General features: G+C 49.8%; 29 protein-coding genes. 21 read left to right on the top strand and 8 right to left on the bottom strand.

The genetic code is table 11. The features are described from left to right. Positions 1-15 precede the first annotated feature (15 nt). Positions 16-918, bottom strand: coding sequence for a DUF7973 family transport facilitator (locus ACS5WU_RS04765; RefSeq protein WP_302759856.1), 903 nt, complete (start codon positions 916-918; stop codon positions 16-18). 271 nt (positions 919-1,189) lie between these two features. On the opposite strand from ACS5WU_RS04765, the gene ACS5WU_RS04770 reads away from it, so the two are divergent. Then, entirely contained in the window at positions 1,190-2,353 is a 1,164-nt protein-coding gene (locus ACS5WU_RS04770) for an iron-containing alcohol dehydrogenase (protein WP_052740538.1), read from the top strand. A gap of 70 nt (positions 2,354-2,423) precedes the next feature. Here the strand turns inward: ACS5WU_RS04770 and ACS5WU_RS04775 are convergent, their stop codons facing one another. Then, positions 2,424-2,978, bottom strand: coding sequence for a TetR/AcrR family transcriptional regulator (locus tag ACS5WU_RS04775; RefSeq protein ID WP_046444113.1), 555 nt, complete (start codon positions 2,976-2,978; stop codon positions 2,424-2,426). A 142-nt stretch (positions 2,979-3,120) separates the two neighbouring features. Further along, entirely contained in the window at positions 3,121-3,816 is a 696-nt protein-coding gene (locus tag ACS5WU_RS04780) for a C40 family peptidase (RefSeq protein WP_052740539.1), read from the bottom strand. A 276-nt stretch (positions 3,817-4,092) separates the two neighbouring features. Here ACS5WU_RS04780 and ACS5WU_RS04785 point away from each other — a divergent pair, with 276 nt between their 5' ends. The 18 genes from ACS5WU_RS04785 (at position 4,093) to ACS5WU_RS04870 (ending at position 18,512) form a co-directional block, all read left to right on the top strand. Continuing rightward, on the top strand, positions 4,093-4,887 hold the full coding sequence (locus tag ACS5WU_RS04785; protein ID WP_046444114.1) for an MBL fold metallo-hydrolase: 795 nt from the start codon (positions 4,093-4,095) through the stop codon (positions 4,885-4,887). A 107-nt stretch (positions 4,888-4,994) separates the two neighbouring features. After that, entirely contained in the window at positions 4,995-5,471 is a 477-nt protein-coding gene (gene rlmH, locus ACS5WU_RS04790) for a 23S rRNA (pseudouridine(1915)-N(3))-methyltransferase RlmH (protein WP_302759857.1), read from the top strand. Between the two features lie 51 nt (positions 5,472-5,522). After that, complete coding sequence (locus tag ACS5WU_RS04795; RefSeq protein ID WP_302759858.1) at positions 5,523-7,178, top strand: glutamine--tRNA ligase/YqeY domain fusion protein; 1,656 nt, start codon at positions 5,523-5,525, stop codon at positions 7,176-7,178. Between the two features lie 26 nt (positions 7,179-7,204). Beyond that, the gene (gene gltX / locus ACS5WU_RS04800) at positions 7,205-8,668 is read left to right on the top strand and encodes a glutamate--tRNA ligase (protein WP_302759859.1); all 1,464 of its coding nucleotides are present in this window, start codon (positions 7,205-7,207) and stop codon (positions 8,666-8,668) included. Positions 8,669-8,755: 87 nt separating this feature from the next. Continuing rightward, positions 8,756-9,820, top strand: coding sequence for a hypothetical protein (locus ACS5WU_RS04805; RefSeq protein WP_302759860.1), 1,065 nt, complete (start codon positions 8,756-8,758; stop codon positions 9,818-9,820). 96 nt (positions 9,821-9,916) lie between these two features. Beyond that, on the top strand, positions 9,917-10,207 hold the full coding sequence (gene rpsF, locus ACS5WU_RS04810) for a 30S ribosomal protein S6 (protein WP_046444119.1): 291 nt from the start codon (positions 9,917-9,919) through the stop codon (positions 10,205-10,207). Between the two features lie 73 nt (positions 10,208-10,280). Then, a complete protein-coding gene (locus ACS5WU_RS04815; RefSeq protein ID WP_046444120.1) occupies positions 10,281-10,730 on the top strand; it encodes a single-stranded DNA-binding protein in 450 nt (149 codons plus the stop codon). 27 nt (positions 10,731-10,757) lie between these two features. Continuing rightward, positions 10,758-11,006: a 30S ribosomal protein S18 gene (gene rpsR / locus ACS5WU_RS04820; protein WP_046444121.1), complete on the top strand. Its 249-nt coding sequence runs from the start codon at positions 10,758-10,760 to the stop codon at positions 11,004-11,006. 110 nt (positions 11,007-11,116) lie between these two features. Then, positions 11,117-11,383 (top strand): hypothetical protein, encoded by a 267-nt coding sequence (locus ACS5WU_RS04825; protein WP_046444122.1) that lies wholly within the window; start codon positions 11,117-11,119, stop codon positions 11,381-11,383. 62 nt (positions 11,384-11,445) lie between these two features. Next, positions 11,446-12,324 (top strand): DNA-3-methyladenine glycosylase family protein, encoded by an 879-nt coding sequence (locus tag ACS5WU_RS04830; protein WP_046444123.1) that lies wholly within the window; start codon positions 11,446-11,448, stop codon positions 12,322-12,324. A gap of 29 nt (positions 12,325-12,353) precedes the next feature. Then, positions 12,354-13,076 (top strand): phosphatase, encoded by a 723-nt coding sequence (locus ACS5WU_RS04835; RefSeq protein WP_046444124.1) that lies wholly within the window; start codon positions 12,354-12,356, stop codon positions 13,074-13,076. 38 nt (positions 13,077-13,114) lie between these two features. Then, positions 13,115-14,752, top strand: a complete 1,638-nt coding sequence (dnaX, locus tag ACS5WU_RS04840) for a DNA polymerase III subunit gamma/tau (protein WP_302759861.1) — start codon at positions 13,115-13,117, stop codon at positions 14,750-14,752. Positions 14,753-14,779: 27 nt separating this feature from the next. Further along, on the top strand, positions 14,780-15,115 hold the full coding sequence (locus ACS5WU_RS04845) for a YbaB/EbfC family nucleoid-associated protein (protein ID WP_046444125.1): 336 nt from the start codon (positions 14,780-14,782) through the stop codon (positions 15,113-15,115). Positions 15,116-15,121: 6 nt separating this feature from the next. Further along, positions 15,122-15,712, top strand: a complete 591-nt coding sequence (gene recR / locus ACS5WU_RS04850; RefSeq protein ID WP_046444126.1) for a recombination mediator RecR — start codon at positions 15,122-15,124, stop codon at positions 15,710-15,712. Positions 15,713-15,740: 28 nt separating this feature from the next. After that, a complete protein-coding gene (locus tag ACS5WU_RS04855) occupies positions 15,741-16,307 on the top strand; it encodes a uracil-DNA glycosylase (RefSeq protein WP_046444127.1) in 567 nt (188 codons plus the stop codon). Continuing rightward, on the top strand, positions 16,294-16,866 hold the full coding sequence (locus ACS5WU_RS04860) for a uracil-DNA glycosylase (RefSeq protein WP_302759862.1): 573 nt from the start codon (positions 16,294-16,296) through the stop codon (positions 16,864-16,866). The genes ACS5WU_RS04855 and ACS5WU_RS04860 overlap by 14 nt, the downstream gene beginning before the upstream one ends. Positions 16,867-17,060: 194 nt before the next feature. Next, the gene (locus tag ACS5WU_RS04865; protein ID WP_046444129.1) at positions 17,061-18,254 is read left to right on the top strand and encodes a S41 family peptidase; all 1,194 of its coding nucleotides are present in this window, start codon (positions 17,061-17,063) and stop codon (positions 18,252-18,254) included. 6 nt (positions 18,255-18,260) lie between these two features. Then, the gene (locus ACS5WU_RS04870) at positions 18,261-18,512 is read left to right on the top strand and encodes a TM1266 family iron-only hydrogenase system putative regulator (RefSeq protein WP_046444130.1); all 252 of its coding nucleotides are present in this window, start codon (positions 18,261-18,263) and stop codon (positions 18,510-18,512) included. Positions 18,513-18,603: 91 nt separating this feature from the next. On the opposite strand, the gene ACS5WU_RS04875 is transcribed toward ACS5WU_RS04870, so the two are convergent. From ACS5WU_RS04875 to ACS5WU_RS04895, 5 genes are all read right to left on the bottom strand, one after another. Beyond that, positions 18,604-19,146, bottom strand: coding sequence for a helix-turn-helix domain-containing protein (locus tag ACS5WU_RS04875; protein ID WP_302759863.1), 543 nt, complete (start codon positions 19,144-19,146; stop codon positions 18,604-18,606). A 157-nt stretch (positions 19,147-19,303) separates the two neighbouring features. Beyond that, positions 19,304-19,756 (bottom strand): peptide deformylase, encoded by a 453-nt coding sequence (gene def, locus ACS5WU_RS04880; protein ID WP_046444132.1) that lies wholly within the window; start codon positions 19,754-19,756, stop codon positions 19,304-19,306. Beyond that, a complete protein-coding gene (locus tag ACS5WU_RS04885) occupies positions 19,756-19,995 on the bottom strand; it encodes a helix-turn-helix transcriptional regulator (protein WP_046444133.1) in 240 nt (79 codons plus the stop codon). The genes def and ACS5WU_RS04885 overlap by 1 nt, the downstream gene beginning before the upstream one ends. A 216-nt stretch (positions 19,996-20,211) precedes the next feature. Then, positions 20,212-20,544, bottom strand: a complete 333-nt coding sequence (locus ACS5WU_RS04890; protein ID WP_465088992.1) for a hypothetical protein — start codon at positions 20,542-20,544, stop codon at positions 20,212-20,214. Further along, positions 20,541-20,711, bottom strand: coding sequence for a hypothetical protein (locus tag ACS5WU_RS04895; protein WP_302759864.1), 171 nt, complete (start codon positions 20,709-20,711; stop codon positions 20,541-20,543). The genes ACS5WU_RS04890 and ACS5WU_RS04895 overlap by 4 nt, the downstream gene beginning before the upstream one ends. A 702-nt stretch (positions 20,712-21,413) precedes the next feature. On the opposite strand from ACS5WU_RS04895, the gene nth reads away from it, so the two are divergent. Beyond that, entirely contained in the window at positions 21,414-22,034 is a 621-nt protein-coding gene (nth, locus tag ACS5WU_RS04900) for an endonuclease III (RefSeq protein ID WP_046444136.1), read from the top strand. Further along, positions 22,031-23,299, top strand: a complete 1,269-nt coding sequence (gene obgE, locus ACS5WU_RS04905) for a GTPase ObgE (protein WP_046444137.1) — start codon at positions 22,031-22,033, stop codon at positions 23,297-23,299. Before nth ends, obgE begins: the two co-directional genes overlap by 4 nt. The last annotated feature ends 12 nt before the right edge of the window (positions 23,300-23,311 follow it).

The following is a 23,311-nucleotide window of genomic DNA, read 5'->3' on the forward strand; positions in this document are numbered from 1 at the left end:
TGTCCAAAAAGGAATTCAGGAAACGGCCATGGTAATCAGGCCCAACGCAACCGTAAGGAGTGAGATCGTAGTGGCCGGCGGATCGAAATGTGTGTCGCAACGGGTGTTAAAGAGGTTGCAAAACAGGCTTCCAAGCACTGCTGCGAGCGCGCCGAAAAGCGTACCAAGTAATGCGCCGCCAACCGGGCCAAGCAGGGAAATGCCAAGAACAGCCGCAAGCGCAGCGCAGAATGTGATGTGGTGCGTTGCGGGTACGGCAAAGCCCATCTGGGTAAAAAGAAGCGTAACGGCAGAAAACCCAAAGCAGATAACAGGATAAACAGAGAGAAACGTATCGCCCGCTCCGGCGCCCGAAAGGGCGCTGCCGACAAACGCCACCGCTGTTCCAACGCCGCCGCCAAGGAGCACGTCATAAAGAATGTCGTTTCCGCACAGCAGCCATACTCTTTTGTCAGGCCCGGTGCATTCTCCGGTAAGGCCGCTTGAGCCAAAAAGCAGGCGCGTGATAACCGCCAGAATCACCACGGTGATTGACGGAAGGTCAGGCAAAGCGGCAAAGGGAATGATTCCGATCAAATAATGGATCAGAAAGCCGAGCATGCCAAATATCCCGCCGACGAGTAGCACGGCAGGGGATTTCAACTGGTTGAGCGCAATAAAGATATCGGAACCGGATTTGATCCGCTTTGTCTTTCCGGCAAAGCCTGCCGCCGCAACGCCGCCTGCAAATGCGACGTGCGGGCCGAGAAAGGCGCCGAATGCAAGAAACCCGATTGTGAGGTCTGCCGGAGCGCCGGACGCGGTCGCAATCCCGCCAATCAGGGCGATAACGCCTGTCATAATAAAAGCGGGAATCGCGCCAATGAGCGCGCCGATAAGGCCTCCGCCAAACGCCCCGATGAGTGCCAGAATGTCCATGGATTGAAATCCTCTTTCTTCGGTGTCCAAGCTGTGATGCGACGTTTGATCATTCTATTTTATTATATAAAAACCAATGGTAATATGATAATACCATTCATGGTAGAAATGCCTTAATATGCTAAGGTAACCGGTTACATTAAGAGATTTTGAGGATTGGTTTCCCAAAATCGTTTTTTATGGGCCTATACGGCTTTTTCAATCAAAAGATACCGATGATATAATAAAAACGCATGGAATAATGCAATTAAGGGTAGATAGGAGATTGGAAATGGATACAAAAATATTTAAGCATTTTACAACAGTGGAATTCGGCGTGGGAGCGGCGGAAACCATTGGCGACAAGGTAAAGGAATTCGGAGGCACAAAAGCGCTGCTCGTGACAGATCCGGGTTTGATCTCCACGGGGATGATCGATACGATTGAAAAATACCTGCAGGACGCGCAGATTCCGGTGGTGCGTTTTGCCGACATCAAAGGAAACCCGGTGGTTGGGTGTATTGAGCAGGGCGTGAAAGTCATGAAGGACAACGGCTGCGATATTACGATTGCAATCGGTGGGGGAAGCTCGATGGACGTTGCCAAGGCAATCAATATCGTTGAGGCAAACGGCGGAAATATACTGGATTACGAGGTGACGCGCGAGGGCCAGAAAAACCCTTTGAAGAAGAGGAAAAAACCGTTGATCGCCATACCGACGACATCAGGGACGGGCAGCGAGGTGACGATCTGGTCTGTACTTACAGATCCTGCGCGCAATATGAAAGCTTCCTTTGGACATCCGTGGTATGCGCCCGACCTGGCTTTGGCTGATCCGGTGCTGACGGCTTCGGTTCCCGCCGGCCTTACGGCGGCTACCGGTATGGACGCGCTTACCCATGCCATTGAAGCCTACACATCGATTGCGCCTATGCCGCAGACAGACGCGCTGGCATTGCACGCGATTGAGCTTATTTCACAGAATTTGCGGCAGGCGGTTGCAAATGGAAAAAATATACCGGCACGTGAGGGAATGCTGATGGGCAGCCTGATGGCGGGCATGGCATTTAATAGTTCGCCCGTTGGATGCGTGCATGCAATGGCACACACACTGGGCGGCGCTTACGATACTCCGCACGGCGTTGCAAACGCGATTATGCTGCCATATGTAATGGAATATAACATCACAGCCTGTCCCGAACGTTTTGCCGACGTTGCAGTTGCAATGGGAGAGGTTGGCGACGGACTGAGCGTCATTGAAGTCGCGGATAAATCCATTGCGGCGGTCAAGCGTATGTCAAGCGATGTTGGGATTCCAAGGCTGCGCGAGGTCGGCTGCAAAAAGGAGGATATTCCAAAGCTTGCGGAGCTTGCGTTTAACGATATGAACCACAATGGAAATCCGAAGCCGATGACAGTGGATAAGATGATAGAAATTTATAACGAGGCTTATTAAAAGCAGCTTTGATCCGAAAACTGTTTGGAAAATAAAAAACGGGAACGCCTTGGTGTTCCCGTTTTCTTGCTTACAGAATACCGCGCAGGTAATTTTGCATCAGGATATCCGGCATATCCTTCTGCGGAGAATGATCCAGCGCTCCGTATACCGCAGCGGAAATGAGCGTGCCAAGGAAGCCGAGCACTGCCGCATCTGTTTCGGCCTGGCTTTTTGGCGCGCCTTCCAGCTCTGCAATACAGGACTGAATCAGCAGAGTGTATTCGCTTAACTTGCTTCGCAGGATTTGTTGCCGTTCCTCCTGTCCGAAAAGCTGGCTTAAGATTACCTTGATAAAGTTCTCGTTTTTATGGACGACCTTAAGCTGCGACTGGCACAGGGCCTTTAGCTTTTCCGCGGGAGCAAGGGGCCGCGACAGGACACGCTGCGCATCCTTGATCATATAGGAAAGCCCCTCCTGCATAACAAACAGAAAAAGCTCCTCTTTGCTTTTGAAATGATAATAAAGAGTTCCTTTGGCAACTCCGGCCCGCACTGCAATTTCATCCATTGCCGCGCCGGTGTAGCCAGACTGCGAAAACACATCGACAGACGCGTTGTAGATTGCTTCCTTGGTTTTATTCATGGCTTTGCCCCTTTGAAATTGGATTGACCAGTCAGTATAATTACTTATAAACCAGAAATGGAAAAATAGCAAGCGGTTTTTTTGGAAGGATCAAAATTTAAATACAAAAAAGAGAGGAAATCCTCTCTTTGCTATTTGCCGTTTAATATGGGCGGGCATACATGGCAACCTGCCATTTGCCGCCGTTTTCACCCCACAAATCGTTTACCACGACTTGCCCTTTTGATGAACTCGCCTCCACGACTTTGCCGTCCCCAAGATAAATACCTACATGGTGGATTTCATCGTATCGTCCGCAGTCGCAGCCCGCCTTACTCCAAAACACGAGGTCTCCCTCCTGTAAATCCCCGCGCGCGATGGTGTAACCGTTTTGCGCGCAATATTGGGCCTGCTCTGCCGCCGTGCCCGGAAGCGTAACGCCTGCCTGCCCGTATGACCACTGCGTAAAAGAACTGCAGTCAACATAATTTCCAGTTCCGCGCCTGGCCTGCGAATATGGATCGCCAACGCGGGTAAGGGCAGCCTGCGCCGCAGTCTGGCCGACCGGCCCGGCAGTGGAGAAATTACCAAACGGGCCCGAAATAGCAGTGGTTTGCGTGCCGCCTGCAAAGAGGCCTGCAAGGGAAGACAACAGCGAAGAAGAACTTCCCCCGTTGCTCCGCTTGTTATCGCTATCGCTTTCCGAAAAATCCGCAAGGGATGCAAGCGAGGAATCCATACTTTGCGCGAGTAACTGCGCAAAAAGAAGGCGCTGCGAATCGCTTATGGAAGCCGCGCTTTGATTTCCGGAGGCAGCCGCACAGCTGCATGTTTTCTGCACATTGTTTACCGTATCCATATAAGAACCCCAAATCAATTACAGCGATTCAGCGTAAAGCAGGTTATGCCATACATACGATCAATCGCTTGGATTTGCAATTTATATCAAAAGCCTGTAATCAGCCTTTTGATAAATCGCTATAAAAATTACTGTTATTATAGCGGAAAAAGAGAGCGGTTGCAATGAGCAAACAGTAATTTCGGGACAAAGGGGATGAAAAATAAATTTGATTGAAAAAAAACACAAAAGGGTATACAATACTATGTGTTACATGGTAATGGAAAGGCACAATATATGGAGCTTAAAATATCCCCACTGTTCAGCGGATCAAAGGGAAATTGCATTTATATCGGAACGGAAACGTCCAAGGTGCTTGTAGACGCTGGGTATTCCTGCACGAAAATAGCAAACGAGCTGAAAAAGGTCGATACGCACATGGAGGACATTGACGGTATTTTGATTACGCATGAACACAGCGACCACATTGCTGGCGTTGGGGTGATTTCGCGCAAGTACGATATTCCCGTTTACGCAAACGAGCAGACGTGGTGTGAGATGGAAAAGCGTCTGGGCGAGGTGCAAAGCAAAAATATACGCGTCATCGACGAGCAGGATTTTTATGTAAAGGATTTGTGTGTGCAGCCGTATGAAATATCGCACGATGCGGTGCGTCCGTTTGGTTACAGCGTAACGGCGGGAGGCAAGAAGGTCAGCATTATGACTGACCTTGGCAGAGTGACGGAAAAGATATTGGCGCAGGTGGCGGGTTCTTCCATCGTTTTACTGGAATCCAACCACGATGTGGAGATGCTCAAATGCGGTCCGTATCCTTACTATTTAAAACGCAGAATTCTTTCCACGCACGGGCATCTTTCCAACGACGACGCGGCGAAAACGGCTTACCAGCTGGCTGCGGCGGGCGTAAGGGGCATATTGCTCGGGCATTTATCAGAAAAGAATAATTTTTATGAACTGGCTTATGAGACGGTGTGCAGCTTCCTGCAACAAAACGGTGTGACAATCGGAAAGCACGTGGCCGTCGCGATGGCAAAGCGCGAAGGGGTTACGGGAATTTATGCGGCGACCTGAACCCGGAATAAAACAGTTGATTTGGAAAACTTCGGAGGGGTATCCGGAGTTTTTTTATAGGCTGCCACGCTTTTGGGAAAAAGCATGGTTTTCAGAAAGGGATGACAATGGTCAAAATCAAAATTGTTTGCGTAGGGAAACTGAAAGAGGATTTTTATCTGAAAGCGCAGGCCGAGTATGTCAAAATGCTCGGACGTTTTTGCGATATTACAGTGGAGGAACTACCGGACGAACCGCTCTCGAATGTAAGGGGAGGGAAAGCGGAATTGGCGGTGAAGGAAGCGGAGGGAAAGCGGATCCTTTCCAAATGCGAAGGATTTGTAATCGCGTGCGACGTTGCGGCGAAGCAGCTTTCATCAGAGGAATTTGCACAGAAAACAGACGCGCTTATGACGGACGGAAACAGTACGCTTTGCTTTGTAATCGGCGGATCGCTCGGGCTTTCGCAGGAGGTGCTGTCGCGTGCGGATATGCGGCTCTCCGTTTCGAAAATGACGCTGCCGCACAGGCTTTTCCGCATTGTTCTTTTGGAACAGGTTTTCCGCGCGTTCAAGATCATAAATCACGAGACATATCACAAATAACTGTGATATAATAACAATACTATTTATAATTTAGAATTATTTGGAGAGACAATGATGTCAGAAAACGAATCGAAAAACTTTATCGAAGAAATTATTGACCGCGACCTTGCGGACGGTGCGGTGAAGACGGTAGTAACGCGTTTTCCGCCTGAGCCGAACGGATACCTGCACCTTGGGCACGCAAAAGCGATCTGCCTCAATTTTGGACTGGCCGAAGAGTATGGCGGCAGGTGCAACCTGCGTTTTGACGATACGAATCCGGTGAAGGAGGATGCGGAGTATATCGAGGCAATCAAAAAGGATATCGGATGGCTCGGCTTCCGGTGGGACAATGAGGTCTACGGCTCGGATTATTTTGAATTTATGTACGAATGTGCCAAAAAGCTGGTGGAAAAGGGCCTTGCGTATGTGGACGATCTCACACCAGAGCAAATGCGGGAATATCGTGGAACGCTGACGCAGCCGGGGAAAGAAAGCCCTTACCGCAACCGGAGTGCGCAGGAGAATATGGATTTATTCGAACGCATGAAGGCGGGCGAATTTGCAGATGGAACAAAGGTGCTTCGTGCCAAGATCGATATGGCCTCGCCGAATCTCAATATGCGTGATCCGGCGATTTACCGCATTGTGAAAGCGCCGCACCACAGAACGGGAGACCAGTGGGTAATCTACCCCATGTACGATTTTGCGCATCCTCTGGAGGATGCGTTTGAAGGTGTGACGCATTCTGTGTGCACCATGGAGTTTGAGGACCATCGTCCCCTTTACGACTGGTTTATTGAAAACTGCGAATGCAAAAATGTGCCGCACCAGTACGAGTTTGCACGCCTGAACCTGACCAATACGGTGATGAGCAAGCGTTACCTGAAAAAGCTGGTGGACGACGGCGTTGTATCCGGCTGGGACGATCCGCGCATGCCTACGCTTTCCGGTGTCCGCCGCAGGGGATACACACCTGCTGCAATCCGTGATTTTTGCGAGCGTATCGGCGTTGCAAAGGCGGTATCCGAGGTTGACGTAAGGCTGCTCGAGCACTGCGTAAGGGAAGACCTGAATGCACATGCGCCGCGCATTATGGCGGTGCTGCGTCCGCTTAAGCTGACCATCGAAAATTACCCGGACGGGCAAACGGAAATGCTTACGGCAGAGGATATGCCCGGAAGCGGGAGCACGCACGAGGTTCCTTTCTCAAAGCACCTGTACATCGAGCAGGAAGACTTTATGGAGGAAAAACCCAATAAAAAGTATTTCCGCCTGTTTGTCGGCGGGGAGGTGCGTCTCAAAAACGCTTATATCATCAAATGTGAGCGTGTGGTAAAGGATGAAAACGGCAATGTTACGGAAGTGATCTGCACCTACGATCCTACAACGAAATCCGGCGGGGAGAACAGCGGAAAAAAAGTAAAGGGTACGCTGCACTGGGTGGAAGCGGAATCCGCGGTAAAAGCGCAGGCGCGCCTTTTGGATTCCCTCTTTGTTGAGCAGGAGGACGGAACGATGATTCCCAACGAGAATTCTATGGTCGTGCTCGACCATGTGATGGTGGAGCCGCACATCAAAACAGCACAGAAGGGCGACCGGTTCCAGTTTATGCGGCAGGGCTATTTTAGCATCGATCCGGTGGATACAACGGCAGATAAGCTTGTATTCAATCAGATCGTGAGTCTCAAGGACAGCTTTGCAAAGCAGGTGCTTGCAGGCAAGTAAGAGCAGGATAAATTCCGGAAAGGACGATGAGAATGGAAGTAAGAACGAGATTTGCGCCCAGCCCCACGGGATATCTGCACATTGGCGGGTTGCGCACGGCGCTTTACGCATATTTATTTGCCAAGAAAAATGGCGGGAAGTTTATCCTGCGTATCGAGGATACGGACAGGGAACGGCTGGTGGACGAAGCCAGCGAGATTATTTACCGTACGCTCAAGGATACGGGACTCATTTATGACGAAGGACCGGATGTTGGCGGGGAATACGGCCCGTACATCCAATCCGAACGGAAGGACATCTATGGTAAGTACGCACAGGAGCTTGTGAAACGCGGAGCAGCGTATTATTGCTTCTGCACCAAGGAGCGCCTTGCAGGCCTGCGCAGCCAGTGCGAGCAGGACGGACGGCAGTTCAAATATGACAAGCACTGCCTTCAATTAACACCGGAAGAGATTCAGGAAAAGCTTGACGCAGGCGTGCCTTATGTGATACGCCAGAATATCCCGGCCGAAGGCCAGACGACCTACAGCGATATGGTCTATGGGGATGTGACGGTTCCCAACAGCGATATGGAGGATAACATCCTGCTGAAATCGGACGGATATCCGACCTATAATCTTGCAAACGTGGTGGACGACCACCTCATGAAAATTACGCACGTAATACGCGGAATCGAATATCTTTCCTCTACGCCGAAATATAACCTTTTATATGAAGCGCTGGACTGGGATGTGCCGGAATATATCCACTTGCCGCCGGTGATGCGCGATAAACACGCAAAGCTATCCAAACGGCATGGCGATGCGTCTTATGAGGATTTTATAGAAAAGGGCTATTTGTCCCATGCGATTTTGAATTATATTGCATTGCTGGGCTGGTCGCCCGCAGACAACAAGGAAATTTTCACGCTGCCAGAGCTGGAGCACGCGTTTGACGTGTCGGGCATCAGCAAAAGCCCGGCGATTTTTGATGTGGAAAAGCTCAGGTGGATGAATGCGGAATATATCCGCGCTCTTTCCGAGGAGGATTTCATTAAAATGGCAATGCCATATTTCGAGCAGGCAATCGATCCGGATAAATTCGACCTGCCGCTCATTACAAGGCTGATCCAGCCGAGGCTTGAGGTGCTCAACGAGATTCCGGAAAAGCTTACGTTCCTCTCCAGGCTCCCGGATTATGACATAGACCTTTATTTCCACAAAAAGATGAAGGTTACGCCGGAGAGTGCGCTCGTGTACTTAAGGGAGGCGTATCCGGTGCTGAGGGACCTGCCGGAATTTACGCAAAGCGCTATCCACGATGCGATGATGTCGCTCGTAGAAAAACTCGGCATCAAAAACGGACAGCTTTTATACCCGCTGCGCGTTGCGCTGTCGGGTACGCCGGTAACGCCCGGAGGAGCAATCGAAATCGCCTATTTGCTTGGCAGGCATGAGGCGCTCAGCCGGATTGAGACTGGGATAAGGAAGCTTGAAGATTCGCTTCAATAGGAAATAAAGCTGCCGGATCAAAAGGGAGATTACCCACAGCCGGCAGCTTTTTTTTAAAAGTGCAGAATGAAAAACGGAGGTATCAAAATGAAGAAGATAATTTGCATGGTGGTAATTTGCGTGCTTGTGCTGGGGGTTGCCGCCGCCGGGTTTGCGGCAGGGGAAACGTTCGAGATTCCGGACCTTCACATGACGGTGACGATTCCAGGCGCGGAGGGGCTGATGACGGCAGTCACCGGAGTAGAGATCAATGACGCGATGGAGGAATGGACCGGGATGCAGGGCCTCGATGAGGAAGACCTCATGGATTACCTCGAAAGCAATATGATTTACTTAACCGTGATGGATCCGGAAGGAAGCTTTGAATATACGGTTACAGCTATGGAAAACGACAGCGCAGAATATGTTTACGACCTCGATACGCTTTCACAGGCGGATATGGAGGAGGTTATGAAGGGGGCTGCGGGCATCAACAGCGTCGACGACCTCGATCAGGATGTGCTCAACGATATGTCCTCGAGTGGCGCACAAATAGTTGACGATGCGAGCATCCAGATGGATTCCATGGAAAAAATCGGCGACAATACCTACATGATCGGTTCGATGGACGGATCGATGAGCGGGATGGATGTGTGGCAGCAAATGTATGCGACTGTGAAAAACGGGCAGTTTATTTATATCAGGGTGATCAATTACGACGGGCCGGTAACGGACGAACAAAAGTCAACCCTCAAAGAAATCGTACAGAGCGCTTCCTATGAGAATATTCCGAGCACCGGCGCAACGTACGCGCAGGATAAGGCAAAGGCAGATGGAATGCGTAATATCATGGTGGGCGTGATTATTGCAGTGGTCGTAATCATTGCGATCGTACTGGTCGTTACCTTAAGAAAAAATGCGCGCAAAAAAGCGCAGGCCGTGAGCAACCCGCAGTTTGGAGCGCAGGGACAGTATTACCCGCCGCAGAATATGGGGCAGGGTGGAGCTCCGCAGGCCCCGCTGCAAGGCCAGATTCCGCAACAGCCGCAGGGAAATATCCCGCCGGCAGCACCGCAGCCGCCGTCCGAAGCACATCAGGCAGGCGCGCCGCAACAGGAAAAACAGGAGCCGGAACCTAGGAACGACGAAAACGAATCCGGGCCGACCGCTTGACTTTTGATAGGCGGTTAAGCTATAATATCTTGATGTAGCGTCCTTGCCCTGCGGGCAAAAAGCAGGGCCATTAGTCCAGAAGGAGGTGAATTACGGATGGTAAAATATGAATCAATGTATATTTTAAAGCCGGATATGGAAGAGGAGAAGAAAGACGCCCTCGTCAAAAGATTTTCTGATATCGTAACGAACAATGGCGGTACGATTGAAAAGATCGACGAATGGGGCAAAAAGAGACTTGCCTACCCGATCCAGTATTTAAACGACGGCTATTATGTATTGATGACATTTGAAGCGGAACCGACACTGCCGGTTGAGCTCGAAAGAAATTACAAGATTTCCGACGATGTAATCCGCTATATCGTAATCAATTTAGACGAAAAATAAAAGGGTGTTCTGCCCCGGTGCAGGATAACGGGCGATTTGCCCGGAAACGACAGTAAAAAAGGATGGTTCCAAGATGAATAAAGCGATTCTGGTTGGGAATTTAACAAGAGATCCGGAACAGCGTACGACTTCGAGCGGCGTTGCGGTAACAAGCTTTACCGTAGCGGTGTCGCGCAGGTATAAATCGCAGGATGGCCAGCAGCAGGCAGATTTTATTAACTGCGTTGCGTGGCGGTCTACAGCGGAGTTTGTTGCAAAGTATTTTGTAAAGGGCTCTAAAATCGGTGTGATCGGAACGATTCAGACCAGAACCTACGACGATCAGAACGGCGTAAGGAAATATGTGACGGAGGTCGTTGCGGACGAAGTGGAATTTGTGACAAATAAGTCGCAGAACCCGGGAGCTACACGCGGAGACGCGCCCGGACAAAATATGCCGCAGCCGCAGCAAAATGCCGACGACCTGTTTGCAGAGGAATTATCGGATTTCCAGCCGCTCGACGACGCGGAACTGCCTTTCTGATTCTGATAGAAAAGGAGAATTTCTCAAATGAGCGAAGAAAGAGCGAGAAGACCGATGCGCGCAAGACGCCCGAGAAGAAAAGTTTGTGCTTTTTGTGCAGATAAATCGGAAAGCATCGATTATAAAGACGTTGTAAAGCTAAGAAAATATTTGACGGAGCGCGGTAAAATTATGCCCAGGCGCGCTTCCGGAACGTGTGCAAAGCACCAGAGAGAGCTTGCGATTGCTATCAAGCGGGCAAGAGTGATGGCGCTTCTGCCGTATGTATCCGACTGAGTAAACATTAATTTTCAATAAAAAGAATACACGCAATGTGCGTGTGTTCTTTTTTATACCCTGATATTGTGCTATAGTTGAAAAAATGCTGGAAAGGGGAACGATAGAATATGAAAAAAGTAATTGCGGGGGTTGGTATGCTGATTGCGGGGACGATCCTGTATGGTGCGGCGGCAATTACGGCGGGGGTGGCGGTTGCTGCAACAACTGCACCCGGCTGGGATACGGAAATGGGGATGTATTGGCAGTCTGTCGTAACCTGCGGTATGGACGCGCCGATTGCCTTTGGCATTGTTTTAAGTATCGTGGGCCTTTGCTTTCTGCTGTGGGGTGTGTTTTCTGCAAATAAGAAAAAAGACAAGCCAGCGGACGAATAAAATGAGAATTTGCTCTGGATTGTATGCTGTAAAATAAAGCCTTTTTATGGTATACTGATTCTATGAATATAACATTTGACAAGGGAACTGCGGTAATTTCCGGGTTGTCCTGTTTTGAGCCAAGGCATATCTTCGACAATGGACAGGCGTTTCGTTTTGCGGAGAGGGACGGCTGTTATGAGGGCGTGGCGCACGGGCGTTTTTTGCGTGTGAGTAAGCGCGGGGAGGATGTGTTGCTGTATCCGTGCGGGACGCAGGACTATGAACGGATATGGAAACATTATTTCGATCTGGAACGCGATTATGACGCATTATTTTGTGATTGCAGCGATGAAGCGCTCAGAAGCGGCAGGGAGTTTGGCTGCGGATTGCGTATATTGAACCAGCAGCCATTTGAAACGCTCATTACGTTTATTGTTTCGGCAAATAATAATGTAAAACGTATCCGGGGGATCATTGACCGGCTTTGCCGCCTGTGCGGCGAACCTTTTACGTTTGAAGGGAAGACGTGGCACCGTTTTCCGGAGCCCGCGGCATTGGCGCGGCTTTCGGAAGGGGATTTGAAAGAATGCGGCAGCGGCTATCGCGCGCCGTATCTCAAAGGAGCGGCCAAAATGGTGGCGGAGGGGTTTTCTTTGGAGGCTCTTCGTGCGTTGCCTTACGGGGAGGCTAAAAAAGAGCTGCAGGCCCTGCCCGGAGTAGGACCAAAGGTGGCTGACTGCGTGTTGCTTTTTTCCCTTGGATTTTATGACGCGTTTCCGGCAGATGTCTGGATCAAGCGGGTTATGAGGGAGCATTACGGCTTTGTCGGCAGCGACAAGGCGATCTATGAGTTCGCGCGGGATAAGTTCGGCGAATACGCGGGGATCGCGCAGCAATACCTGTTTTTCTGGCAAAGGGAAAACAGTGGGAAACAGGAAACAAACCGCAACGCGGTATGATAAAATTTAGAGTATTTCAGGAGGATAACATGAAGCTTTTGGTGGATACGCACACGCATACGGTTGCGAGCGGCCACGCTTATTCCACATTGCGTGAAAACGCCCTCTTTGCAGCTAAAAAGGGCCTTGAGGCATTTTGCTGCACGGATCACGGCCCAGGCATGAAGGGGATCGTACCAGCATTCAGCCTGAATGTGCTGATGAGCGTTCCTGACGAGATCGAGGGAGTCAGGCTGATCCGGGGCTGCGAGCTTAACATTTTGGACAGCGAGGGACACGTTGACCTTGCCGAAGGGTATTTGAAGAAACAGCAGTTTTTGATTGCGTCGCTGCATGATATCACGATCCCGCAGGGAAGTGTGGAGGAAAACACGGCAGCCATGACAAATGCGCTCAGAAATAAATACATCGATGTGATCGGGCATCCGGGGAATCCGCATTTTCCGGTCAATATCGAGGAAGTGGTGGATACTGCCAAAAAGTATGATAAACTATTGGAGATCAACAGCCATTCCTTTGAATACCGCAAGGGAAGTCCCAAATATTGCAGGGAATACATCAGGCAGTGCAAACAAAAGGGCGTACGCATCACAGTGTCTTCAGACGCCCATTCCTGTTATAATATCGGCGGTTTTGATGCGGCGATTGAGGCGCTTCGCGAGCTTGAATTTCCGCGGGAGCTGATTGTGAGCAGGGATTTAAAAACCTTTGAGGCATACCTTGAGGAAAAGAAACGAAGAGTGGCGCAATAAGATAGCGACAAACAGGATGGATAGGGAGCTTTTATTTTATGGCATATAAAACTTTGTACCGCGTGTTTCGTCCAAAGACCTTTGACGAAGTGTACGGACAGCAGCATATTACGGATATTCTCAAAAAGCAGGTTACTACGGGGCAGACCACGCACGCCTATTTGTTTTATGGGCCGCGGGGAACGGGAAAGACGAGTACGGCAAAGATACTGGCAAACGCGATGAGCTGCCTGAATCCGCAGGATGGTAATCCATGCGGGGAGTGCGAGGTGTGCAAGAGTTTTCGTAATGACGCGTTTGTGGATATCGTTGAGATCGACGCAGCGTCAAACAACAGCGTTGACAATGTGCGCGATATCCGGGAAAAGGTGTCGCTTTTGCCTGCACTCGGCAAATTCAAGATTTATATCATAGACGAGGTGCATATGCTGTCGCCCGGAGCATTCAACGCCCTTTTGAAAACGTTGGAGGAGCCGCCGCCGCACGCGGTGTTTATCCTTGCGACAACGGAGATACGCAAACTGCCGGCAACCATACTCTCCCGCTGCCAGCGTTACGATTTCAAACGGATATCGGATGAGGATATCGTTGCCCGCCTGCGCGAGGTAGCAGAAAAGACGGGCGTTACCTATGAAGAAGAAGCGCTCAGAATGATCGCACAATCCGCCGAGGGCGCTATGAGGGATGCGCTTTCCGTGATGGACCAGTGCGTTTCCGGCAGGGATACGCTTACGCTGGAGCACGTGAACGAAGCAATGGGTATTGCAGACAGCCTCAAGACAAAAGAACTGTGCGATGCGGTGCTGGAAGAAAATGCGGGCGCGGCGCTTGGAAAGCTGAACGGGATGCTGCAATCGGGTATTGAACCGCACAATATTTTAAGGGATATCGTGGTAGAGCTTTCGCTGCGGCTTGCCCAGGAGGCGGACGAGGCATACCGGTGTGCAAATCTTTTGCGCGTGCTGGAAGTGTTTATCTATAACCAGAATATATTGCGTTACGCAACCACGCCGGATGCGGTGCTGATTGCAGCGGTAGCGCGCGCGGCGACGAATACGACGGACGTGGAAACAAAAGATATGGAGCTGCGTATAAAAAAGCTCGAAGCCCGTGTGGAAAAGCTCGCGGCAGGGATCGCGCAGGGGAATTTCTCCATGAGCGCGGGTAAGGCGGCTCAGGCTGCGGAACCCCCGGCGGCGAAACCGGCTCCCGTGGCGGCGCAGCAGGAAATCAATGTTCCGGTGCAGGAGAAGAAGGAAGGCGCGGCGATAGAAGCGGTAGAGGCCGAAGAACAAACGGAACAGGCCGAAAAAGATGCAGTGCAGAAAAGAGAGGAACAGGCGCAGGAATTGCCGGACAGCGGCGAGGCGCTTGTGAAGTTCCGCGAAATGGTAGGCAGGGAAATACCTGTGCTTGCCCCGGCGGCAGGAGCGGTAAAGACGCTGCACCCGCATGGAAATATGCTGGATCTTGTTGCAGATGCAGCAGATTCGGTGCTGGTGGATATGTTCAAAAAAGAGGATTACCACACGCAGATGCAGCAGATCACAAAAGACATATTCGGGAAAGCGATGGTTATTGAGGTTTTGTACGGCAAGGAAGAGGCCAAGGAAGAAAAAAGTATGGAACAACAGCTGTTTGACCTTTTTGGGAAAGACAAAGTTGTAATAAAATAATAAGAAAACTTTTGGAGGAAATGAAACATGGCAAAAGGTGGATTCCCGGGCGGAATGAATATGCAGAATATGATGAGGCAGGCGCAGCAGATGCAGGCAAAAATGCAGCAGATGCAGGCCGAAATAGAGGAACGCGAAGTAGAAGCGACCGCCGGCGGCGGCATGGTACGTGTTGTTGCGAGCGGGAAAAAACTCGTGAAGAGCATTGAAATCAAAGAAGAAGTCGTCGATCCGGACGATGTGGAAATGCTGCAGGACCTCGTAATCGCTGCGGTAAACGAGGCGCTTGCAAAGGCGGACGAAATGATGCAGACGGAGATGGGGAAAATCACCGGCGGCATGAATCTTGGAGGTTTGCTGTAACAGGTTATGAATTTACAGTCTTATTCAAAGCTGGTTGCACAGTTTTGTAAGCTGCCGGGCATCGGTGCAAAAACCGCGCAAAGGCTTGCGTATTACGTGCTCAAAATGCCGGAGGCGGAAGTAAAGCAGTTTGCTGTGGATATGTATGATGCACGGCGCAAGGTGAAATACTGCAAAATATGCGGCAACTTGTGCGAAAGCGATATCTGCGACGTGTGCGAGGATACGCGGCGCGACAGGTCGGTTATTTGCGTGGTGAAGGATGCGCGCGATGTATTTGCGATCGAAAAAACGCATGAATATCGCGGGCTTTACCATGTCCTTGGAGGAACGATCTCCCCGCTAGAGGGCGTCGGGCCGGATGATATCGCAATCAAACCGTTGATTGGAAGGCTGACGGACGAGGTGAAGGAAATCATCCTTGCGACAAACCCCGACGTACAGGGCGAGGCGACCGCGGCTTACATCAGCAGGCTTCTCGCCGGTTTTGACGTGAAGGTATCGCGTATCGCGCATGGCATACCGATTGGCGCCGAGCTGGAATATGCGGATGAAATCACGCTTGCAAAGGCGCTTGAGGGAAGGACCTCCTTATAAGCGGAGGGCGCGCGTGTGAGGTGCGGTTATGTATGATTCGATTAAAACGCTATATGAAACGGTGATGGGCTGTACGGCCTGCCGTTTATCGCAGCAGCGCAGGAACGTCGTGTTTGGCGAAGGAAATCTCCATGCGGACGTTATGTTTATTGGGGAAGGGCCCGGAGCGCGGGAGGACGAACAGGGCAGGCCGTTCGTGGGCCCGGCAGGAAAGCTGCTGGATCAGATGCTTGCCGGAATCGGTCTGCAACGCGCGGATGTGTATATTGCAAACGTAGTCAAATGCCGTCCGCCGAACAATCGTGATCCGCAGGAGGATGAGCGTGCGGCGTGTATTGGCTATCTGCGCGCGCAGGTTGCTTTTGTAAAGCCAAAGGTGATCGTATGTCTTGGAAGGATTGCGGCAGGAGTGATTCTTGGACGCGATGTGAAAATGATGAAAGAGCACGGCGTGTGTACAAAGGTAAAAAATTTCTATATCATGCCAACGTTCCATCCGGCTGCGCTTTTGCATAATCCGGATTATGCGGAGGACGCAAAAAAAGATTTTCAGGAACTGAAGAAAAAACTGGAGGAATGGAATGTCGCTCAGTAAACTGTATCAAGAGATAACAGCATTTTATCCGGGGATGGAGCTTGTATTTGGAGACGGCGACGCGAAAGCGTCGCTGCTTTTGATTGGGGAAGCGCCGGGCAGGGACGAGGTGGAACAAAAAAAACCGTTCGTGGGCAAGGCAGGAAAAAATTTAAATGAATTTCTGGATGTATTGGGACTGCGACGCGAACAGATTTACATTACCAACGTATGCAAATTCAGGCCGTTTAAGGTGAGCGCAAAGGGCACGGTATCCAACCGCCCGCCTACGAAGCAGGAGGTTTTGCAGGCGCAGGATTTTTTGCACAGGGAGATTGGCGAGATTGCGCCGCGTATGATCGTAACGCTTGGAAATACGCCCCTTCGCGCGGTGAGGAACGATCCTGCGGCGACGATAGGAGCCTGGCACGGCAGGCCGGAAAAGGTAATGGTGAACGCAAGGCAGTACCATTTGTTTGCGTTGTATCATCCTGCGAGTATTATTTACAATCCTTCGCTCAAAGAGGTCTATCGGGGCGATCTTTGCGCGCTTGCAAAATGGCTTCAAAAAGAAAGTTGAACCGTAGATTTGCCTTTGTAATGGGGATTACTTGCATTTTTGCTATGATATGTTATAATAATTAGTTGTAATAACTTTGTAATATTTTTAAGCGATATATGGAATAGCAGCGTTTTACAGGCGCTATTTTGTGGCGTAAAAGTGAAACGGATGTTTTGAGGTTTTAATTATTCCGATTCGGAGGGGTAAAGTATTTGGATAAAAAGAAAGTATTTGTGCTTTGCGCGGCAATCGCAATAACGGCAAGCTTTGTCACAGGATTGTTTGTATATTTTTACCAAACGTCCCAGATGAAGGGAAACGAGCTCGATTACCAGGATATCAAAAAGTACATGGAAATCAGCGATCTGGAAAAAATTATCGGAGAAAATTACTACCAGAGCGTGGATGAAAACCAGCTTGTGAACGGTACGCTCAAGGGCATGGTGGAAGCTCTGGGCGATCCGTATTCCGTTTATTATTCGGCGGATGAATATAAGGAATACAATCAGCAGAATGAGGCGGATTTACAGGGCATCGGCATTACTGCGGGGCCTTATATGGGAACCGGGCAACTGAAGGTGGAGCGTGTTTATGCCGCGGGGCCGGCTGAAACAGCGGGGATTAAGGAAAACGACGTAATCACCGCAGTCAACGGTACGGATATCAAAAGCCTTGATTACGAAAGCTCGCTCAACCTGCTAAGGGGGCCGAGCGGATCGTCCGTAACAGTGACGGTGAAGACAGGCGCGGAAGCGCCGCGTGATGTGGAGGCTGTGCGCGCAGATGTGAACGCGCAGTGTGTGACCTATACCATGCTCGACGACCAGACGGCCTGGATTATTATTTCTGAATTCAACGGCAAGTGCGTGGAGGAATTCCAGAAAGCGCTCCAGTTTGTGAAAGATAACGGGGCGACAGGCATGATCATCGATGTTCGCGGGAATATGGACGGCAGCGTGAAGGACGCGGTCAGTATGCTCGATGAGATCATTCCGGAGGGCGTCGTTACATACGCAATGGATAAAAACGGAAACAAGGACGAATCCACAGTGGACGGCGAGTATTACGACCTGCCGCTGGTTGTCCTGGTGGACGGGAACAGCGCAAGCGCCGCGGAAATTTTCGCGGGAGCTGTGCAGGACAGGGGCCGTGGTAAAGTGGTGGGTTCGCAGACCTATGGAAAGGGCGTTGTGCAGGCGGTGTTCGATATGCCGTACTATTCCGGCGGCGGCGTGAAGCTTACGAGCGCGGTTTATTATACTCCGGCAGGAAAGCTGATTAATGGGGATGGTATCACGCCGGATGTGCCTGTCGATATTCCTGTAGACGTTACGGCGCTGACTGCCGAGACGGATACGCAGCTGCAACAGGCAATCGTTACATTGGAAGGAGAGCCGGTGGCGTAAAACAATATGAACAGGATTGGGATTATTGCGATCATCATAGAAGAAAACAGGGAAAGCGTCGCGCAGGTCAATGCGATCCTTTCGGAATATTCGGAGCTGATACATGCGCGCATGGGCGTACCCAACCGGGAGAAAGGCATTTATGTGATTTCATTGGTGGTAGAGGTGAACAACGAACAGCTCGGCGCAATCACCGGACGGCTTGGGAATCTCAAGGGTGTGACCGTAAAAAGCATGATGACCAACAAAACTTATTAAACAAAAGGAAAAGCCCTGAAAGCTCAGGGCTTTTTGTTTTTTGAGATGGTTTGTGATCTTGCAGGACAAACGATCGTTACAGGGCGCCCCATCACTCGTCAATTTTTATGTTGCCCCAGTGCCTTTTGACTTTGACCGCATATTTTAAGTCGTACGAAGCGTCGCCGTTTTTGAGTGCGGACTGGATACCCCTAATTTCCTTTTTGATGTTTTCTTCATGGTCATACCAGCCCAATACGGTTGAATGCTCACCCCAGAAGGAATTGCCGTCAATACCAAACAAGGCATATTTTGGCTTGCCCTGCCTGGTTCTGAACCGGTTGGAAGATAAAATCTTATAGCAGTTGACCAATGATTTCCCGTCAAAAGAGGATATCAATATGCTGCCGGCGCCATTTGGCATGTTTTGATTCTGCTGCACTTCCGTAAGGTCAATGGGACGCTCCGACATCAACGCGTCCAAAGAAATATCCAGCTTTTTTGACAGAAACAGTATTTTTTCAACCTCCGGAAAACCGGTTCCCTGTTCCCATTTTGACACAGCTTGCCTGCTCACGCCCGATAATTCCGCCAGTTCTTCCTGCGAAATGCCCTTTTGCTTCCTGACAGCCCGTATGTTTTCTGCAAATCCCATTTGAAAAACCTCCCTGAATTTGTTCCTGATCCGCATTATATCCTGAGCAGCGGACAGAGTCTACAAACCGGCGCTTGCACAAGCGCAACCTGAAGTGGCATCCAGCGGAAAAAACCAAAATATGGCGGGCAGCCCTGCAAAGGCCGCCGTCCGGAAGCTATTCGCACCATTCGTATACCTTTTGGGTAAAAACAATACCATCCAGATGGTCCAGCTCATGGCACAGGCATTTCGCGAGCTCGCCTTCGCCGGTCATCATGAACTCCCGGCCGTTTTCATCAAGTGCGCGTACTGTAACAACGCGTGGACGGGCTGTTTTGCCATAGCGGTTTGGAAAACTGAGACAGCCTTCAGTACAGCGCTGGAGCCCCTTGGTTTCGACGATAACCGGATTCACAAGTTTTTTAAGGCCGTCTCCCATATCGATCACTACAAGCCGTTTCAATACGCCAACCTGACAAGCGGCAAGCCCCGCGCCGTTTCCCGTGGAATACATGGTGTCCGCCATATCCGCAAGCAGTCCGCGGATACGGTCGTCAATAACAGTTACTTCCCTGCATCTTTTGGACAGGATTTCGTCGCCTTCGTAACGTAAATTGCGCACCGCCATTACAGCACTGCCCTCCTGCTGCTTTCCACGCGCGATTTTTTTACGCTTTGCTCAAACTGGAAAACCTCTTCAATCGCGCAACCAAAAACCTGTGCGATATCGTAAGCCAGCCAGATCGAAGGTTCGTATTTTTCTGTTTCGATTGCGTTAATCGCCTGCCGGGACGCGCCTACGCGCCTGCCAAGCTGTTCCTGTGTCATCCCCTGCTGAAGCCGAAGCTGCCGAATCCTGTTTTTCATCATATCCTCCGCAAATGTCGTGTTTACATGACAAATGATAACACGAATCTGATAAAAGTCAAGTTAACATGACATAAATACAAAAATACACTGGTGGAACCATGGGAAAAAAGCGTTTTATTGATAAAACTTCCAGGCTGCAAAAAAACCGCCATCATTAGCCAGGCTAAAATAATGATGGCGGTTAAAGAACAAATGGCAAAATGATGCTGGTTTTTATACAACTCTCAGTTCATTTTTTATGATCAAGGAATAATCACTATATACGTTATGGCTTTGATCAAAAGAAAATGAATATCCTTCCATCACTGCCTGAAACAAAATGCCGTTAATTTCTATCTGTATATCTTTCTTTTGTATATCTTTATTGATTATACCGACAGTTTTGTTACATATCGCTTGCTCCTGTTTGTTGTCCGGGTGGACGCATAGCGAAATATTGATTACATTATCATTATCAGGCGGAACAAAGAGCTGCGCATCGAATAAGTAATCCATATACTTTATCTTAACATCATACATAGCTAACGATATTATATCATTTTTCATTTTGAACGGTAATAGGAAGAGGAGACTCCCGGAAGAGTGAAGGAAATTCCCCAGGCATCAATCATAAAACCGTTCAGCGTTACCGTCGTTGTCCTGCCCGCATAGGAAGGAAGGTATACTTTTCGTTCCTGAAACATAACCAGCGCCGCCTGCACCGCCGACGCCATAAGAACCTCCCTGGTTTGAAGTAATGTTTCCGCTGAAAAGCATATAAGCTTTCGTTACAGACGTGACAGACCAGAACACTTGGTTTTTCATCGTCCAATAAATTGTCGCGGTTCCATTTTTTCCTCTCACAGAAGTATAAGGTACTATTGTAGTCTCCGGATCATAAACAGCGGCTTCGTTGTTGTCATTTATGTAAAAATGAATGGTGCTAATTTCAGTACTTGGAAGCGGCGCGGGCGCATCGTCTGGCAACCAGGGGGCAATTCATCCGTGGTCGGGACTTTATCCGCTGCAGAACCATCTGCGGCCAGGGAAAGATAGGGGAATATAACCTTATGCGATGATATAATAACTAAAACATGGGACTAATCTCCTTTTATTTTTATATAGAAACTAAACCATGAGTGCGAAAAGAATAAAACAGATACGATCAAGATGTGTTGAGAAACTTGTTGATTTTTGATAAACAATAATAAACTCTTTCAATTATTATTAAATATTATTAAATAACTTTTACTATAAATTGTCAAGTCGCGGCGCTGACGGGTATTTGCCTCCGGGGGTAAGAATGGCTGAAAATGTCAGTATCACCATACGTGTTAAAATAGAGATACGGCTATTGCTTATTTGTGATATGCAATAAATCAAAGGAAAAAAGCGTTTTATTGATAAAACCATTTTTTTTGTGTTAAAATAAGATTATGGATAATAAACAGGAAATCATCGAAAGATTGAGAAAAGAATATGCGGATGTAAAATCCGCGCTGGTGTATGAAAATCCGTACGAGCTTCTGGTCGCGACGATTCTGGCGGCGCAGTGCACCGATGTGCGCGTCAATATCGTGACAAAGGATCTTTTTAAGCGTTACCCGTCCCCGAAGGAGCTCGCGGAGGCAGACCTTGCGGAGCTCGAAAGCTATATCAAGACCTGCGGGCTTTACAAAAACAAGGCGAAGAACCTGATTGCCTGCGCGCAGCGGATTATGAGCGAATACGGCGGGCAGGTGCCGCACACTATGGAGGAGCTGACGACACTTGCGGGCGTGGGGCGCAAGACGGCGAATGTTGTGATGGCGTTTGCGTTTGGCCTTCCGGCGTTTGCCGTGGATACCCATGTGAAACGCGTGTCCAACCGGATTGGGTTTGCCAATTCCGATAATCCGGACAAGGTAGAGGAACAGGTTACAAAAATATTCAGGAAAGAGGACTGGGCACAGGCGCACCATTGGCTGATCTGGCATGGGCGCAGGGTGTGCAAGGCGCAAAAGCCTTTGTGCGATACCTGCTGTATTGCTGATTTGTGCCCTTATAACAATAAATGATAGTAGATAAAGTAAGGATCGTAATCAAGGCGGGCGACGGCGGAAACGGCGCCGTTTCGTTTCGCCGCGAAAAATATGTCAGCGCCGGAGGGCCGGACGGCGGGGATGGCGGAACAGGCGGAAACGTTGTTTTTGTTGCGGATCCCGGAATGCGTACGCTGATGGATTTTCGATACCACAGGAAGTTCAGGGCCGAAAACGGCGAGAATGGTAAAAAGAAAAATATGCGGGGCAGGAACGGCGAGGATGTGGTCGTAAAGGTTCCGGTAGGCACTGTGATCATAGACCGCGAGACAGGACGTATTGCGGCGGATATTCGTGATGGCGACGGAATAACGGTTTTAAAGGGAGGCCCGGGAGGCAAAGGCAACGCCCGGTTTTCCAATTCTGTGCGCCAGACGCCGCGGTTTGCGACTCCCGGGAAAAAGGTGCAGGAACGTGAAATTATCCTGGAGCTGAAATCGATAGCGGATGTGGGCCTGGTAGGTTTTCCAAATGTTGGAAAATCGACGCTGCTTTCCGCGATGACCTCCGCAAAGCCAAAAATCGAAAATTATCATTTTACCACGCTTGCGCCAAATCTTGGCGTGGTGAAAACGTATGATTATGATTTTATCGTAGCCGACATCCCGGGGCTGATCGAAGGGGCGTCTGAGGGCGCAGGATTGGGACACGATTTTTTGCGTCATATCGAGCGCACGCGTATGATTGCCCATGTGCTTGACATCGCAGGATCGGAAGGGCGCGATCCGCTTGACGATTATGTGAAAATACGCGAGGAGTTGAAAAAATACTCGCAGCAGCTTGCCGAGCGCCCGGAAATCATAGTGGCGAACAAGGCCGACCTGCCGGATGCGGAAGAAAATCTCAAACGGTTCCAAAAGATATATCCGGATAAACAGGTGTTTTTGATTTCAGCGGCGACGCGGACAGGAATCGACGCGCTTCAGGTTGCGATGATGGATGTTCTGAAAACATTGCCGGAGGAACAGCTTATTGAGGAAGAAGGCGTGATTGAGGAATGGCAGATGCAGGATTCCGAGCTGACGCTGGAGGTTGAATATGGAGAGGACGGTGTGCTGGAGGCGAACGGCTCCCTTATCGAGGAGATATTTTCGCGTATTAATCCGGACGAGGTGGATTCCATGCGGCATTTCCACAAGCTGCTCAAGGATATGGGAATCATAAAGCGTTTGGTACAGGCGGGTGCAAAGGATGGCGATACCGTTAGGCTGAACGGCGAAGAATTTGATTTCGTGGAATAACGGCGGATTTGG

This window comes from Christensenella sp. KGMB01412, assembly GCF_055522415.1.